We start from the raw sequence: 13752 nt of genomic DNA, 5'->3' as shown, positions 1-13752 counted from the left end.
TTTTTCATGATCTTGCCCTGTGAAGTAATACCATTGTTAATGGTCAACCTATCAACGTATAAAAACCTTAAGCGATTAACTTTATACGACATTAATTCTACTAAGCATTAATTTCAGACAGCATAGCCTTCGATTCTTAATCCGGTCACAAGCAAAAAATAAAAGCCGTTTTAATACTAAAGACCGAGAGAATCAGAAAAAAATTGGGATACCAAATCAGCATGAATAAAGAATTTAATTTTACGATTAAGAGCATTAGCCTCGACGAAAACTACCAGCCTGCAGACAGCACGCGTATCACTACCAACTTTGCTAACCTGGCTCGCGGTGACAGCCGTCAAGCGAACTTACGCAATGCACTACAAATGATCGATAACAGTTTCAACGCGTTAGCGCACTGGGATAACCCTAAGGGCGACCGCTACTCTGTTGAGCTTGAAATCATTTCTGTTGATATGGATATTGAAAGCAACGGCGAAGCATTCCCTTCAATTGAAGTGCTGAAAACCAATATTGTAGGCCGTAAAACTAACGAGCGTATTGAAGGCATTATCGGAAATAACTTCTCTTCTTATGTTCGAGATTATGACTTTAGCGTACGTCTATTGGATCATAATAAAGGCCAAGATAAATTCAGCATTCCAGAAGATTTTGGTGACTTACACGGTAAGCTTTTTAAATATTTCGTTAACTCTGACGCTTACAAAAAGAACTTTAATAAACGACCTGTTATTTGCTTAAGCGTGTCAGATAATAAAACCTATTACCGCACTGAAAACCAACACCCAGTATTAGGTTTTGAATACCAACCAAATGAGTCTTCTTTAACTGAACAATATTTCAAAAAGATGGGCTTACAGGTTCGTTATTTCATGCCGCCTAACAGTGTTGCACCTTTGGCCTTCTATTTCTTTGGTGATCTGCTGAACGATTACTCTAACCTAGAGCTTATCAGCACCATCAGTACCATGGGTACGTTCCAGAAAATCTACCGACCTGAGATTTACAACGCGAACGCGGTTGCGGGTAACTGTTACCAACCAAACTTGAAAAACTTGGATCACTCGCTGACTCAAATCGTGTACGACCGTGAAGAACGAAGCCAGCTAGCTGTTGAACAAGGTAAATTCGCAGAAGAGAAGTTCATTAAGCCATACCAATCAGTTCTAGAGAACTGGTGGGCAAATTACGCACTTTAATCGTCTATTGCGCTCTCAAACCACCCAAGGATAGGCAATATTATTATGAAAACACTATTACCGACTTCAACAGCGGGCAGCTTGCCGAAACCGTCTTGGCTTGCACAACCAGAGACGCTTTGGTCGCCATGGAAACTTCAAGGCGATGAACTCACAGACGGCAAACAAGATGCGCTGCGTGTCTCTCTGCACGAGCAACAGCAAGCAGGCATTGATATTGTGAGTGACGGCGAACAAACACGTCAACACTTTGTAACGACCTTCATTGAACACCTGAATGGCGTTGATTTTGAAAAGCGTGAAACCGTTAAAATCCGCGACCGTTACGATGCGAGTGTACCGACGGTTGTAGGCCCAGTTTCTCGTCAGAAATCTGTGTTTGTTGAAGATGCGAAGTTCTTACGTCAGCAAACCGACCAACCGATCAAATGGGCTCTGCCGGGGCCTATGACCATGATTGATACACTTTACGATGCGCATTACCAAAGCCGTGAAAAACTGGCGTGGGAATTTGCAAAGATCCTCAACGAAGAAGCCAAAGAACTTGAAGCGGCAGGCGTGGATATTATTCAGTTCGATGAACCTGCGTTTAACGTGTTTTTTGATGAAGTGAACAATTGGGGCATCGCTTGTTTGGAAAGAGCCATTGAAGGGCTTAAGTGCGAAACAGCAGTCCATATTTGTTATGGCTACGGCATTAAAGCGAATACGGATTGGAAAAAGACATTAGGCACCGAGTGGCGCCAATACGAAGAAGTCTTCCCTAAGCTGCAGCAATCGAATATCGACATTATCTCTTTAGAGTGTCACAACTCTCATGTACCTCTTGAGCTGCTTGAGCTCGTACGAGGCAAGAAAGTAATGGTCGGTGCGATTGATGTTGCAACCGATTCGATTGAAACACCGGAAGAAGTGGCTAGCACTCTACGTGAAACACTTAAGTACGTTGATGCCGACAAGCTCTACCCTTGCACCAACTGCGGCATGGCTCCCCTACCTCGCGAGATAGCCTCAGCGAAGCTTAATGCGCTAAGTGCTGGCGCAGAGATCGTTCGTAAAGAGCTTTCAGCGTAACGCTTTCCTAAAGAACAAAAACTATGCCTTTAAGCCTAAGTATCATATTGATGCTTAGGCTTTTTGTTATGTGAGTTAATGAGCTTTACGCGCTGCTTACCAGGTTTTATCTAGGTCTTGAGCATATAAAGAGATCGCTCGTTGGTACTCTTTAATCGCATCGCTATTCGTCGTGGAAACTAAAAGCTCAAGTAACAGCGATGTCGCTTCTTTATGGCGACCTAGTTCGACACGCTAACATACGGCTCCATTCTTCTTTGCTCATTGCGCCTTTAGAAAGGTAAATATTGTGTTTCTGCATTGCACCTTTCGTGTATGAAAGCTTGATGAATGAGCCAATTTCAAACGGAAGAAAGCTACGCTGTAAAGTCACATCACAAGCAACGCCATTTAAACGTACATGACCGTTCGTGATTTCAAACGAGCTATCGCGAAGCTTCCACCACAACATTAGAATTTTTATTAATGGAGGAACACAAATTATCAGCCCTATGGTTAGCAGCGATGAACGATCACCGTCTGATATCCAATAGACAAGACCTAGTGCAATAACAATAAACAGCAACTCTGAAAATAAGTATTTAACAAAATTTAGTTGGATACGGTTATCCATGACACTCTCTCAATGATGACCCTAAAGGCAGCTCCATTTCAACGAGCCCTTTCACTTCAGACAACTGAGTAAAACCTTTTGATTGATAAATCTTAATGGCGGGGTTCTCACTGAACACGCGCAACACTAACTGAGCCGATGCTTGATTGTTCGCATGTTCAATAGCCAAATCGAGACACTTAGAGCCAAAACCTTGACCTTGACAGTCAGCTAATATCTGCAAGTCCCTAAGAAACGTTGTACCACTAGCGTAACTGAAGCGAACAACACCAATACGGCGATCCCCCACATAAATTTCATAGTTATCCAGCTCATCCCAGCTGCGTAAAAACTGGCTATGACCCCAAGCGATTCCACGAGCTTGATAGTAACTCGCCATATTCGTTTTGGTGATCGATTCAGCGAACTTAGGCTCTGAACCTTTGACCAACCTTACTTCCATATTGTGTCCTTTGTTTTCAAATCACATCTGAATACGGCATAGCAAAATGCCGTATATGTTGAATCATTTTTAGGTACATACTGGTTTCACTTCCTTCCATTGTGTATCCCATTCTTCGCCTAACAAATTAGAAAGTTTTTCACAGTCGTATAGATAGCGAAGACTATCTTTACAGTACGCAGTAAGTATTTCAGTTAACTGACCAGACGCTTTTTCGTTGTCTTTGAGTTTTCCGTACATCATCAAACCAGTCCTAAAGGTGTCTTGATCGAGGTCAGACGCTTGCTTCGATAACATCCCAAAGGAAATAGCGTTAATAGACAGGGCTAATGCAATCGCATCGCCTTCATCTCCCTCTAATTCACAAGCACTATAACGAGCTAACAAGTTCGATGTTTTAATTAATGGGGCAAGGTCTTTTGTATTTGCATATTTATAGGTTTCAAAACCTTGCCTCACCGCAGCTTTATGAATGTCTTCAATGCTCACAACATAGTCTGTCAAAACATGTAAGCTCGCATATGCACCTAGCCCGAAAGCCACAATGAACACGGCGATTAATCTGATCACTTATCTCTCCTAAAAGAACCTTGTGCTGGTTAATTTTAAACGGCGTCTTGTAGTAACAACCCTACTTGCCATCGACCTTTTCTAGAAACCAACTTCCTTGGCACGGCCCATTGGTTAAGTGCCAACGGCCGTCAAATCTATTGCCACTGCCATGTGCAGAAAAACGATAATCCCATTGGCGATGTTTAGCATATAAACGTAAGTCGCCGTTTTCCGTAACCCAACCCTCTAACGGTGTTCCGTTGTAGGTAAGCCTTAGAGTAGCCTTACCCTCACGAATAGTTCCGGTGATGGTTGTGCGTTCACACATATTATTGCCAGTGGTGTTAATACGGCGGCCTAGCCACTCACCGTCGAAATCGGTAGAAGGAACAAATTGGGGACTATCAGGAAGTTTAGGAAACGACTCGGAATTGTTGGGTCCGAACCACTGGAGCTCACGACCAACAAGAAAGAAGACAAAAACGCCGATTGATATCGCTATCACAAATCCCTTTTTCATTATCCTCCTCCTAATCAGCAGACCTTAAGAAAAGAACCCTAACATAATGAAAAGTAATAACTTACTATCAATTTAATTAATTTTGATATATTACACAAATTGCATTCAAATGTTGAATATAGAGAAAGCGGCATCGTACGAAAATGCCGCGCATTGAGAATCAATTATGGGCAGTGCCGAAAGCTCTGCACAGAAAAAACCTAACCTTCCAAGGCATTGCGCCAATACTGAACGGTTTTCTCCGACACCGAGCCTGTCTCGCTCGCCGCTGATACTAGAAACTCACACAAGCTAGTTGCGATCTCTTCATTACCGAGCAAGTACAAACTACGAATAGCTCGCGTTAACCTTAGTTGGTTATGATCATGGTTTTTAAGCCATACATGATTTGCGGGGCTAAGCGGTAACAATGAAGATATTTCACTCCCGTTGCGCTGCATGCCCCAAAACTCAAGCATCAGGTCAAGCACTTGTAGATGAGCTGTGCGGAGCTCTTCTGAATTAGCAAAAAGCGCCCTATCTTCTTGAGTAACTAACGGCGCATGTTGATTAAACTTAGTCCCTTCGTCTATTGGGAAAAACACTTGAATGTACTTGTGGTCATGCTCCAACCAAAAGTGATTATAAGCTAACAATTGTTCAATATTACGACCAAACTTATCCGGCGCCTCACCAGATATAAAGCGAGCAATCTCACTCATTTTCAAATCCTACTGACTATAAGCCCCCACTTGTGGGCGAATGCATTATTACGCAGTCAGCCGTGAAAAGCCTAGTCCTTTACGTTGTAAGTACCGATCTGACTTAGAACTCCAGATACCACGCGTTAGGAATCACATTTGAATACTTTCGACTTACTTTTCTAACAAACGACACTGATATTCTGCGACTCATTTTAGCTCTGCTGCATGTTCAGGGAATCGTTCTTAAAGAAGACACAATGCATCCGTTGGTCTTGGTCTGGCGTAGCGTATGAGTTTTAGACTTAAGCCAGCAACCAGTGTGTTAATAACTGAGTACCAAAACCTGAACGACTAAAAGAGATAGGTAATATAGGCACCGAAAGATTACATCTTTCAAAGAAAAAACCCTTCAGAAAGCGTCCTTCGGTGCATATGATTTCAAGCGACTGACATAAGCGACTAGCGTAAGTCGCTAACATAAAAGACTAGCGTAAGCGTCTCAACACAACCTGCTGGTCAAGCTCATTCTGATAGTCCGTGTAATCAAGCCCCTGATCAAATATGTACTCAGTGACAAGGGTACGAATGCACTCAACCAATGTGCTTGCTTGCCAAGGCTTTTCAAAGTAACGGTCGATACCTGCTGCATTAATCGCATTGATGGTATCAGTATGAGTGGCCTGCCCCGTAAGAAGAATTTTCTTTGTATTCGGAAAGCGGCTGTCATGGAACACTTCAGTGAGTAACTCCACACCCGTTTTCCCTGGCATCACATGATCAGACACGATGACGGTAATGTGTTCGCCTTCTGCGTCAAGTTCATCAATGAGATCAAGCACTTCTTGCGCTGATTCACAATCTTCAATATTCAACCAACTCGCCAGCGGCTCTAAATCTTGTATCACTGCGCTCAGTACTTCTCTCTGGTCATCGACACAGATTAAATTAAGCTTCTCCATGTTCACCCTCTATTGGTAACTTGATTCTAAATACAGTTTTAGAAGCATCACTTTTCACAATGATACTTCCGCCATAACCTGCCACAATCCGCTTAACTACTGATAAACCCAAGCCCAATCCAAACGATAGACCACCTTTTTTAGTGGTGAAGTTGGGCTGAAATATCTTTCTACGAGTCGCCTCATCTATCTCAGGACCGTTATTCGTGATCGTAACTAATATTCTTTTCTTACTTAATCTGGTTTGAATTTCTATTGTGGCATCGTCTGAATTCGACATTGCATCACAAGCATTCTTTACAATGTTGACCCAAATCTGAACGAGCTCTGTTTTCGAGCCTTTAAAAGACGGTAAATCCGCAGGGCTCAATCGCACAGACACTCTACGCAACTCACTTTGTAACAACGATAATGCATGGTTAATGGAGTCATTAATATCAACCGCTTCTTCGGTGTCAATATCAACTCTGCCAAGTTGTTTAACCGATTTTACGATGCCAACGGTGTGTCTAGATGCCAAACGTAAATCATGTAAATCACAGCCCATCTGCCAAAAACGAATCGCTTCTTCTGGGTTTTTCAGCCAATGTTTTGAAATAACGTCTGTTGCAGATAACGCGTCAATTGGAATCGCCTTTGCAAGAGAGCGAGCAATGTTTTTGTCTAAACCATATTTTCTTTCAAATTGTCGCCCACGTGTTCGTGCTTCTAACGACGACGTTTTCTGACCATGCATTAACCCAAAATCGAAAAATTGACTGGCTTCTGGATGCACTTCTTCAAGCAGGTCCATGATGACCGTTTCAAGTCGACCCGATTTACTATTTACTACACCAATAGCGTTGTTAAGTTCATGAGCAATCCCTGCAGCTAATTGACCCAAGGTCGTCATTTGCTCAGCAGTATGTAACTTCTCTAGCGCTTTTTGTTTCGCTATCGCTTCTTGTGTTGCGCGGCGTTGACGACGCGACAACTCATTGACAATCACAGGTGTGAACTGTGCGGTAAGAGGACCAAATTTACGTTCATCTTCTGCAGGCGTGTCTTTATCGATCCACGCTAACTCAACATCGGTTTTAGCAACAACCGTTGAAGATGCTGTCCAATTACCTGAAAAGAAGCTATGAACGCCTATAAAAGCTCCACTACCCGCGCTAAATACTCGCACTTGCGGTGTATTCGCATCGGTATAAAACCCTTCCAGCTCTCCACTAAACACATAATATAAACGAGTGTTTAACGCTGATTGTTCAATAATGGTGTTACCGGCACAGCACGTCACCCGACGTTCTGTTTGGTTAAAATAGCGCTCGATAAGTGCTTCTAACTTTTGTTGATACACGTATCGTTACCCTATGTGACCAATTGAATGTAGCAGCCACACCATAACAAAGCTCAATAGCACACCAACCACACCCAAAATAATACCGATTCTGGCCATTTGATTACTTTGCACATGACCAGTGGCATGAGCCAACGCATTCGGTGGTGTACTGATTGGCAGCGACATACCTAATGAAGCGGCAAAGGTCACAACCAGAATTAACGTTATCTCACCGCCTAGTGGCGTGAGTGAAGCCATAGACGAACCTAATGCAGCCATAATTGGCATTAACAAGTTGGCCGTTGCGGTATGAGACATAAAGTTTGCCATTAGCAAACACAAGAACGCCGCTCCGAACAACACCACATAGGGTGAGTAAGCATCAAACGGAATACTGTGTACCACGAGCCTTGCTAAGCCAGTTTTATCGAGCGCTAAACCAAGCGCGATACCACCTGATACAAGCCACAGTACGTCCCAAGAAATCTTTTTCAGGTCTTCTTTATTGATGATCCCTGTGAGTGAGAACACAGCGACAGGAATCAGAGCGACGGTATAAGAGTTCATGCCATGGCTTGAACCCATTAACCAAAGAATGATGGTCAGCGCAAAAGTGACGTACACCGCAATGGCTTTAGGCGTTTTAAGGAATTTACCTTTAATACTTAGTTCGATTTTCTTTTGGTCAGCTTTGTACATAAAGCCGATTAAAAACCACGCTAACGCCATCATAATAACGACAAACGGCACACCAAATGCCATCCATTCGCCGAACGTAATCAGGTTATCGCCAACTAAATATTTAAGTGCGATAGCGTTCGGGGGGGTACCGATCGGGGTACCAATGCCACCGATGTTAGCGGCAACAGGGATACAAAGCGCAAACGCTACACGACCGGGGTCTTTCGGACCAAACACAGCCAGTACCGGCGTTAAAATAGATAACATCATTGCCGTTGTTGCCGTGTTAGACATAAACATCGAAAAGATACCAGTGATCAACATTAAGCCGAGCATCACAAACTTTGGATCTTGTCCAAATGGCTTCAATAATACACGGGCTAAGTTTACGTCTAATCGATACTTAGTGGCGGCCATCGCTAAGAAGAAACCACCTAAAAACAGCATGATGATTGGGCTAGCGAACGTCGCCATGATGTCGCTGTATTTTAACAGCTCACCAAAATGTTCTTCCCCATGATCAAACCTTAAAAAGATCAGCCCTTTATCCGACAACATCAATAATTGCAGAACGATAATAACAACAGACGTCGCGTAAATCGGGATAGGCTCGAACACCCAGCACAATGCCGCTAATAAAAAGATCGCGATAACGCGTTGTTGAATAATCGTAAGGCCTTCAAATGGAAACGCTGATAGCGGCATGACGAGGATAATGAAAGGAATTAAAATTGGGATAATGTATTTAATATAGGGGCGCATAGCACAAAAACTCTTCCTGAGATAACAACTACTTAGAAATTAGATTTACAGTTCTAATTTAGATCCGACAACGAATTATCGAGCTCTTATCGCTATCTCACTCTCGGCTAGATCAATGATTACGTGATCGCGATACCCCCAGTTTCGTTTCTGTGCGCTACCTCAACGTTTGTATGTCATTTATTGTTGAAATTAAATTCAGGAGTGTGGTTTCTGCGTTTCTAGTCATACTCCGTTCCAGTTACTCTAGGTATTGTCAGAACAGGTCTGTCACTTAAGTCATGTCCATAAATTGAGGACCGCTTCTGAGTAACCTCTCAAATATATGAGTTAGACTTACTCGGATTGTGCGTGGTTTTGCATTTCCTTTTGCCGTAAGTTTATTTTCAAGCTCGCTTAGTAGAGCATGGAAGAAATAATAAAAAGATACCTATTCTCCCCCGAAAACAGTTCTACACAACACAACTTTCGACCGGCTAATAACATGACTATTGTTACATCTAAAAAACGTCCTACCGTTGGCATTGTGCTGCCTATGCTCAGTGGCTTCTACATGGGCGAGCTAAATGCAACCCTTAGAAGGCTTGCGAAAAACCATAAAGTCAATCTGATCTTCATCCGCTCGGGTGAGCGAAGAGATTTTAAACTTCCTATATATTTTAATCATCTCGATGCCCTTGTGGTCGTTCTCCATGCAGCGACAGTAAAGTTGATCGAAGAAGCTATAAACGCAAACATTCCAGTCATTTCTATTGGAGCAAGCTATGCGCCGCTGCCCGTTGAGCAGTATTATAGTGTGCAAAGCGATGGTGTCACTAAGCTCTATGAATGGTTACAAAGTCAAGGACACGAAGAAATCGGCTTTTGTGGCGATCTCACTGTTAATGATATCAGGTCTCGCTTCAAAGCGTATCAACGCACGGTGATTGATCATAAAGGCTCATTCAACCAACGCCATTTCTTCCGCGTGTCGAATTGTTCTCTATCTGGGGGACGAGAAGCCGCAATAGAATTTATTCAGCGTAAATCCAAATGCACTGCGGTTATCTGCGCAACTGACCACAATGCTGTAGGTATGATGGAGCAACTGTCTCACAGCAATATCTCGGTACCTGACGATGTCGCCATCGTAGGCATTGATAATATTTTCGTCGGTCAACAATTCAATCCCAAGTTAACAACAGTAGACCAACAGCTTGAGCTTCTAGCGACGCAAGTATTTCACCGCGTGTTGGAACGTATTTCTGGGAAGCCTTTTAATAATGCCAATAATAGTGTCCCGCAAAAGCTCATCGTTCATCAGTCTTGCGGTAACACAAACCCAGATCTCGAACATAAAGAAGATATCAACTCAACTCGCCAAATCCTCTTAAATGTGCAAGGGCGTTCTCCCGCTGAGATATTCGAAAATTTCTATTCACAAGCACAAGGAGGTTTTGACTCAATTAGAGATGCTCAAAGCCTTTACGGAAACAATCTTGACTGGGCCTGTCTCGCTGAGTGTAATTCGGAGCAATACACTATTAGGAAATGGGTAGAAAAAGGCATGACTCAGCCAACTACCCTACCGCAACAAACAGATATTCAAGACGATATTCGCAATTTCCCATTTTTCGAACGCTATGATCATTTCGTTGCTTCCATTCTTCCTATCAACTCAGGGCAAGAAGATCACTGGAAGCTCGTCGCTGTTGTTGATTCATTGCAAGATCACCAAGATATCGGTACACAATCGGTATTCAACAATTATTTAGATATGCTCGCACTGTTCATCGAGCGCGACGAGCTTATCAATACAAGTAACAATCGTCAGAAGAACTCCCAACAGTTGTTGCAACAGCTCAAAGTAGTATCTAACAGCTCAAACGATGGTATCTGGGATTGGGACTTACTAACCAATACTCTTGTCTGGAACAGTCGGTTAACCAAAATGATTGGCTGTCAAGATACCTTTTCTGATCGTAAGTTAGGATGTGACCATCTGTTCCAATATATACACTCAGAAGACTTAGAACTTCTCGAGTCCGCCATTCATAACCACTTAAACGAAGAAGTACCGTTCAAATGTGAATTCAGGATGAAGACGCAACATCGCGGATATATCTGGGTTCATGCCAATGGCTCAGCGGTTCATAATGCAGAAGGGCAGGCTGTGCGCTTCATTGGCTCAATGACGGATGTAACTCAAGAGCGAGAAGATGCGGAAAAGATTCAACACATGGCGTATTATGATGCGCTTACTGGCATCGCTAATCGCCGGAAAATAATGGAAAGCATCGCGCAACACATTGTGAATCGACCTAACCAAAAACGCGCGGTCATGTTGATGGATCTTAACCGTTTTAAGATTATCAACGACTCTTTTGGTCATCACGTCGGTGATGCACTTCTTTGCCACGTGACCAAACATATTCAGAACGTGCTATCAAGTGAACACCTTGTCGCACGTTTGGGAGGTGACGAATTCTTGTTTTTGTGTAATGTCAGTTCCGAAGCAGACATCAACGCACTCGCCACGCAGATTTTAAATGCCGTTCAAAACCCATTGATCGTTGATGATATTGAGATTATCAGCCAAGGAAGCCTAGGCATCGCTATGTATCCTTATGATGGCGTAAGTGCCGAAGAATTAATTAAGCAGGCCGACATTGCCATGTATCAAGCTAAAAAGCTGGGAGGACAAAGCTATCTCAACTTTCAAAGGTCAATGGCAAAAGAGACGGAAAACATAATCGAAATAGAGCACCAACTCAGTCGTGCCATCGCTCAACAAGAAATAAAGGTGCACTACCAACCTCAATATTGTGGGCAAGATGAAAAGATTACTGCTGTTGAAGCACTAGCAAGATGGGAATCTCCAACATTGGGGGATGTCCCTCCTGACCAGTTTATCGAGGTTGCTGAATCAGCTGGCCTAATCAGCAAGCTTGGTGAATGTATCATTCATCGAGTTTGTAAGGATGTTGAAGGATCTGAATGGCTACAAACCATGAGCCATATTTCCATTAATATCAGTGCAAAACAGCTGATACAGCCTCACTTCGCTCAAGAAATCATTCGAACTATTCGCCAATACCAGCTTCCTTTGACGTTATTCTGTATTGAGATAACCGAATCAGCAGCAATTGTCGATTACGAGTTATGCATAAACTCACTTAAAGAACTACACGATGTAGGCATTTCTATCTCTCTTGACGATTTTGGAACGGGATTCTCTTCTCTATCTCTACTAAAGCAACTTCCACTAAGTGAAGTAAAGATCGACCGTTCATTTATCTCTGACATAACTCAAGGGCAGACCAACTTAGACTTCGTCAACACTATGATCATGATGGGTAAAAGCTTGGGCTATCGTGTTGTAGCTGAAGGGGTGGAAACTGCTGATCATAACCAACGCCTAAACGGACTGGGGATAGATCTGCTGCAAGGTTATTACTTCAGTAAACCTCGACCATTAAGTGAACTGGAATCAGAAGTGGCTATCAAATTGACTAGAGCTTAACCGTGGCACAACGGCATTATTTAAAAGTAATGCCATTCTTATTCACGCTTTGCGTTAACTTTACTGCCTATTGGCAGGTTAACGGAATAAAAATGAGCGTAAACAGTAGATGACATAAAGGTCGTTTAGAACCACAGATAGACCTCGTTGAGATGCCTTATCTGGACTACGACAAACAGACGTACTACCCCAATCAGACAGTTATCTTCTGGCCTCGCTACCGCTGGGGCGCAGGCGGGAATGCTGTCGCATCGTTTGCACCAGTCACTATTTCGCCAACAGAGTAAGTCGTTTCTTATTGAGTTAGGGCTTAATCGCTAGGCCTTAACTCTTCATTATCGAAGGTAAGTAAAACACAAGAGACCTACTCACAACCTAATTACAGGGAGTAATCAAACACAATGATGTCTTCTAAAAGCGGACGAAACACATCTTTCAGCGCATCATGCTCAGGGTGCGGAAGGTAATTCTGACGGCCTTCTTCATCGGCGAACGTCATTAACACCGAGTGGGTATAACCTTGATTCTTGTTTTCAGGGCTGTCATTTAATCCCCATTCTATTGAAGTGACCCCTTCAACCTTGTTTGGCATCGCTTCAAACAACATCTTTAGTTTTTGAACCTCTGAAGCCTCAGCGTTTTCTTTAAACTTAATCAGTAGAATATGACGAATCATTCCCGTTTCTTTTTGAGTCATTCCTAGTCCTTTCGAGCGTTCGCTTACTGGTTTGTAATGCTTAACCAACACCTAATAGCGATCTAAATTAGAGAACAACAAAATGCCACACGTTACACAACATGCCAAGGCTAGATCGCTAGAGTTTATAAAATACTCCACAACCCAATAACGAAAAATGCTGCACCCGAGGGCCCAGCATTTCTCATGACAATGGTAAGCACATCTTTAACGTTAATCACGACGACCTGTAAGCTGGATCGTTTGGTCTTGATCAACGTTCTTTTGGAATTTTATTCCGCCATTAGCGGCGTCATTTCTTCCTTCAAGCACTGGATCAGATTCAACACGCTCAGCCTTTACTTGATTGCCTTCGCTTCTCATCATATCGAGAGTACTCGCATAAGTACCGTCAGCCGCGAAAGCCGTGTTCATAGATAAAGCCATCAATCCAAGTGCGATTAACTTGTTCATACATCACCTCATTGTATTTCTAATTCTTTGTTCGTTTGGTATCTGTGTTTTTGTTGGGGTAACTTTAACAATCGAACATGAACCATAGATGTGAGCTATGTGATGGGCTGCCGCCGCTCGCAAAAAGACGCACCTTTGAATCAGTGGTTATTCCAAATGTTGAAATCTACCCTGAAAAACAAACAAGCGTAGTTCAGCTTTTAACGGGTTAACTACTTAAAGGCTTAACTGCCTAACTCCCCTACCATCCAAAAAAAGAAAAGGCTCCCGAGGGCTGTCTCTTGATCACAA

The 13752-nt window shown here is 42.9% G+C and carries 13 protein-coding genes and 2 pseudogenes; 5 read left to right on the top strand and 10 right to left on the bottom strand.

Annotated features, from left to right (window positions below; genetic code table 11):
- Window positions 1–221: 221 nt before the first annotated feature.
- Window positions 222–1199, top strand: coding sequence for a DUF1852 domain-containing protein (locus tag AB4371_RS15980; RefSeq protein ID WP_372150320.1), 978 nt, complete (start codon window positions 222–224; stop codon window positions 1197–1199).
- A 45-nt stretch (window positions 1200–1244) separates the two neighbouring features.
- A complete protein-coding gene (locus AB4371_RS15975) occupies window positions 1245–2273 on the top strand; it encodes a methionine synthase (protein ID WP_017062410.1) in 1029 nt (342 codons plus the stop codon).
- Between the two features lie 211 nt (window positions 2274–2484).
- Here AB4371_RS15975 and AB4371_RS15970 read toward each other — a convergent pair whose 3' ends face one another.
- The 8 genes from AB4371_RS15970 to AB4371_RS15935 all read right to left on the bottom strand — a co-directional run bounded on the left by AB4371_RS15970 (window position 2485) and on the right by AB4371_RS15935 (window position 8809).
- On the bottom strand, window positions 2485–2886 hold the full coding sequence (locus tag AB4371_RS15970) for a hypothetical protein (RefSeq protein WP_017062409.1): 402 nt from the start codon (window positions 2884–2886) through the stop codon (window positions 2485–2487).
- Complete coding sequence (locus AB4371_RS15965; RefSeq protein ID WP_372150319.1) at window positions 2879–3328, bottom strand: GNAT family N-acetyltransferase; 450 nt, start codon at window positions 3326–3328, stop codon at window positions 2879–2881. Before AB4371_RS15965 ends, AB4371_RS15970 begins: the two co-directional genes overlap by 8 nt.
- A 69-nt stretch (window positions 3329–3397) precedes the next feature.
- Complete coding sequence (locus AB4371_RS15960) at window positions 3398–3898, bottom strand: hypothetical protein (protein WP_372150318.1); 501 nt, start codon at window positions 3896–3898, stop codon at window positions 3398–3400.
- Window positions 3899–3959: 61 nt separating this feature from the next.
- On the bottom strand, window positions 3960–4400 hold the full coding sequence (locus AB4371_RS15955) for a hypothetical protein (protein WP_372150317.1): 441 nt from the start codon (window positions 4398–4400) through the stop codon (window positions 3960–3962).
- Window positions 4401–4600: 200 nt separating this feature from the next.
- The gene (locus AB4371_RS15950) at window positions 4601–5101 is read right to left on the bottom strand and encodes an opioid growth factor receptor-related protein (protein ID WP_102398283.1); all 501 of its coding nucleotides are present in this window, start codon (window positions 5099–5101) and stop codon (window positions 4601–4603) included.
- Window positions 5102–5568: 467 nt separating this feature from the next.
- On the bottom strand, window positions 5569–6042 hold the full coding sequence (locus tag AB4371_RS15945; protein WP_017070648.1) for a response regulator: 474 nt from the start codon (window positions 6040–6042) through the stop codon (window positions 5569–5571).
- Window positions 6029–7384 carry an ATP-binding protein gene (locus AB4371_RS15940; RefSeq protein ID WP_102398282.1) on the bottom strand — a complete coding sequence of 452 codons (1356 nt, stop codon included), beginning with the start codon at window positions 7382–7384 and terminating at the stop codon, window positions 6029–6031. The genes AB4371_RS15945 and AB4371_RS15940 overlap by 14 nt, the downstream gene beginning before the upstream one ends.
- Window positions 7385–7390: 6 nt before the next feature.
- A complete protein-coding gene (locus AB4371_RS15935) occupies window positions 7391–8809 on the bottom strand; it encodes a DASS family sodium-coupled anion symporter (protein ID WP_052878520.1) in 1419 nt (472 codons plus the stop codon).
- 484 nt (window positions 8810–9293) lie between these two features.
- On the opposite strand from AB4371_RS15935, the gene AB4371_RS15930 reads away from it, so the two are divergent.
- Together AB4371_RS15930 and AB4371_RS15925 are read left to right on the top strand one after the other, a co-directional pair.
- Window positions 9294–12311 (top strand): EAL domain-containing protein, encoded by a 3018-nt coding sequence (locus AB4371_RS15930; protein ID WP_017069971.1) that lies wholly within the window; start codon window positions 9294–9296, stop codon window positions 12309–12311.
- Window positions 12312–12433: 122 nt separating this feature from the next.
- Window positions 12434–12544: pseudogene (locus AB4371_RS15925) on the top strand (DUF3103 family protein); the annotation flags it as partial.
- Window positions 12545–12690: 146 nt separating this feature from the next.
- On the opposite strand, the gene AB4371_RS15920 reads toward AB4371_RS15925, so the two are convergent.
- Window positions 12691–13008 carry a Dabb family protein gene (locus tag AB4371_RS15920; protein WP_102394497.1) on the bottom strand — a complete coding sequence of 106 codons (318 nt, stop codon included), beginning with the start codon at window positions 13006–13008 and terminating at the stop codon, window positions 12691–12693.
- A gap of 213 nt (window positions 13009–13221) precedes the next feature.
- Window positions 13222–13461, bottom strand: coding sequence for a hypothetical protein (locus AB4371_RS15915; protein ID WP_017069969.1), 240 nt, complete (start codon window positions 13459–13461; stop codon window positions 13222–13224).
- An 81-nt stretch (window positions 13462–13542) separates the two neighbouring features.
- Here AB4371_RS15915 and AB4371_RS15910 point away from each other — a divergent pair.
- Window positions 13543–13653, top strand: a pseudogene (locus AB4371_RS15910) (LysR family transcriptional regulator); the annotation flags it as partial.
- Between the last annotated feature and the right edge of the window lie 99 nt (window positions 13654–13752).

The sequence above is a fragment of the Vibrio sp. 10N.261.51.A3 genome (assembly GCF_041471965.1).
GTDB classification, from domain to species: Bacteria; Pseudomonadota; Gammaproteobacteria; order Enterobacterales; family Vibrionaceae; genus Vibrio; species Vibrio crassostreae_C.
This window is presented reverse-complemented; position numbering and strand designations above follow the sequence as displayed.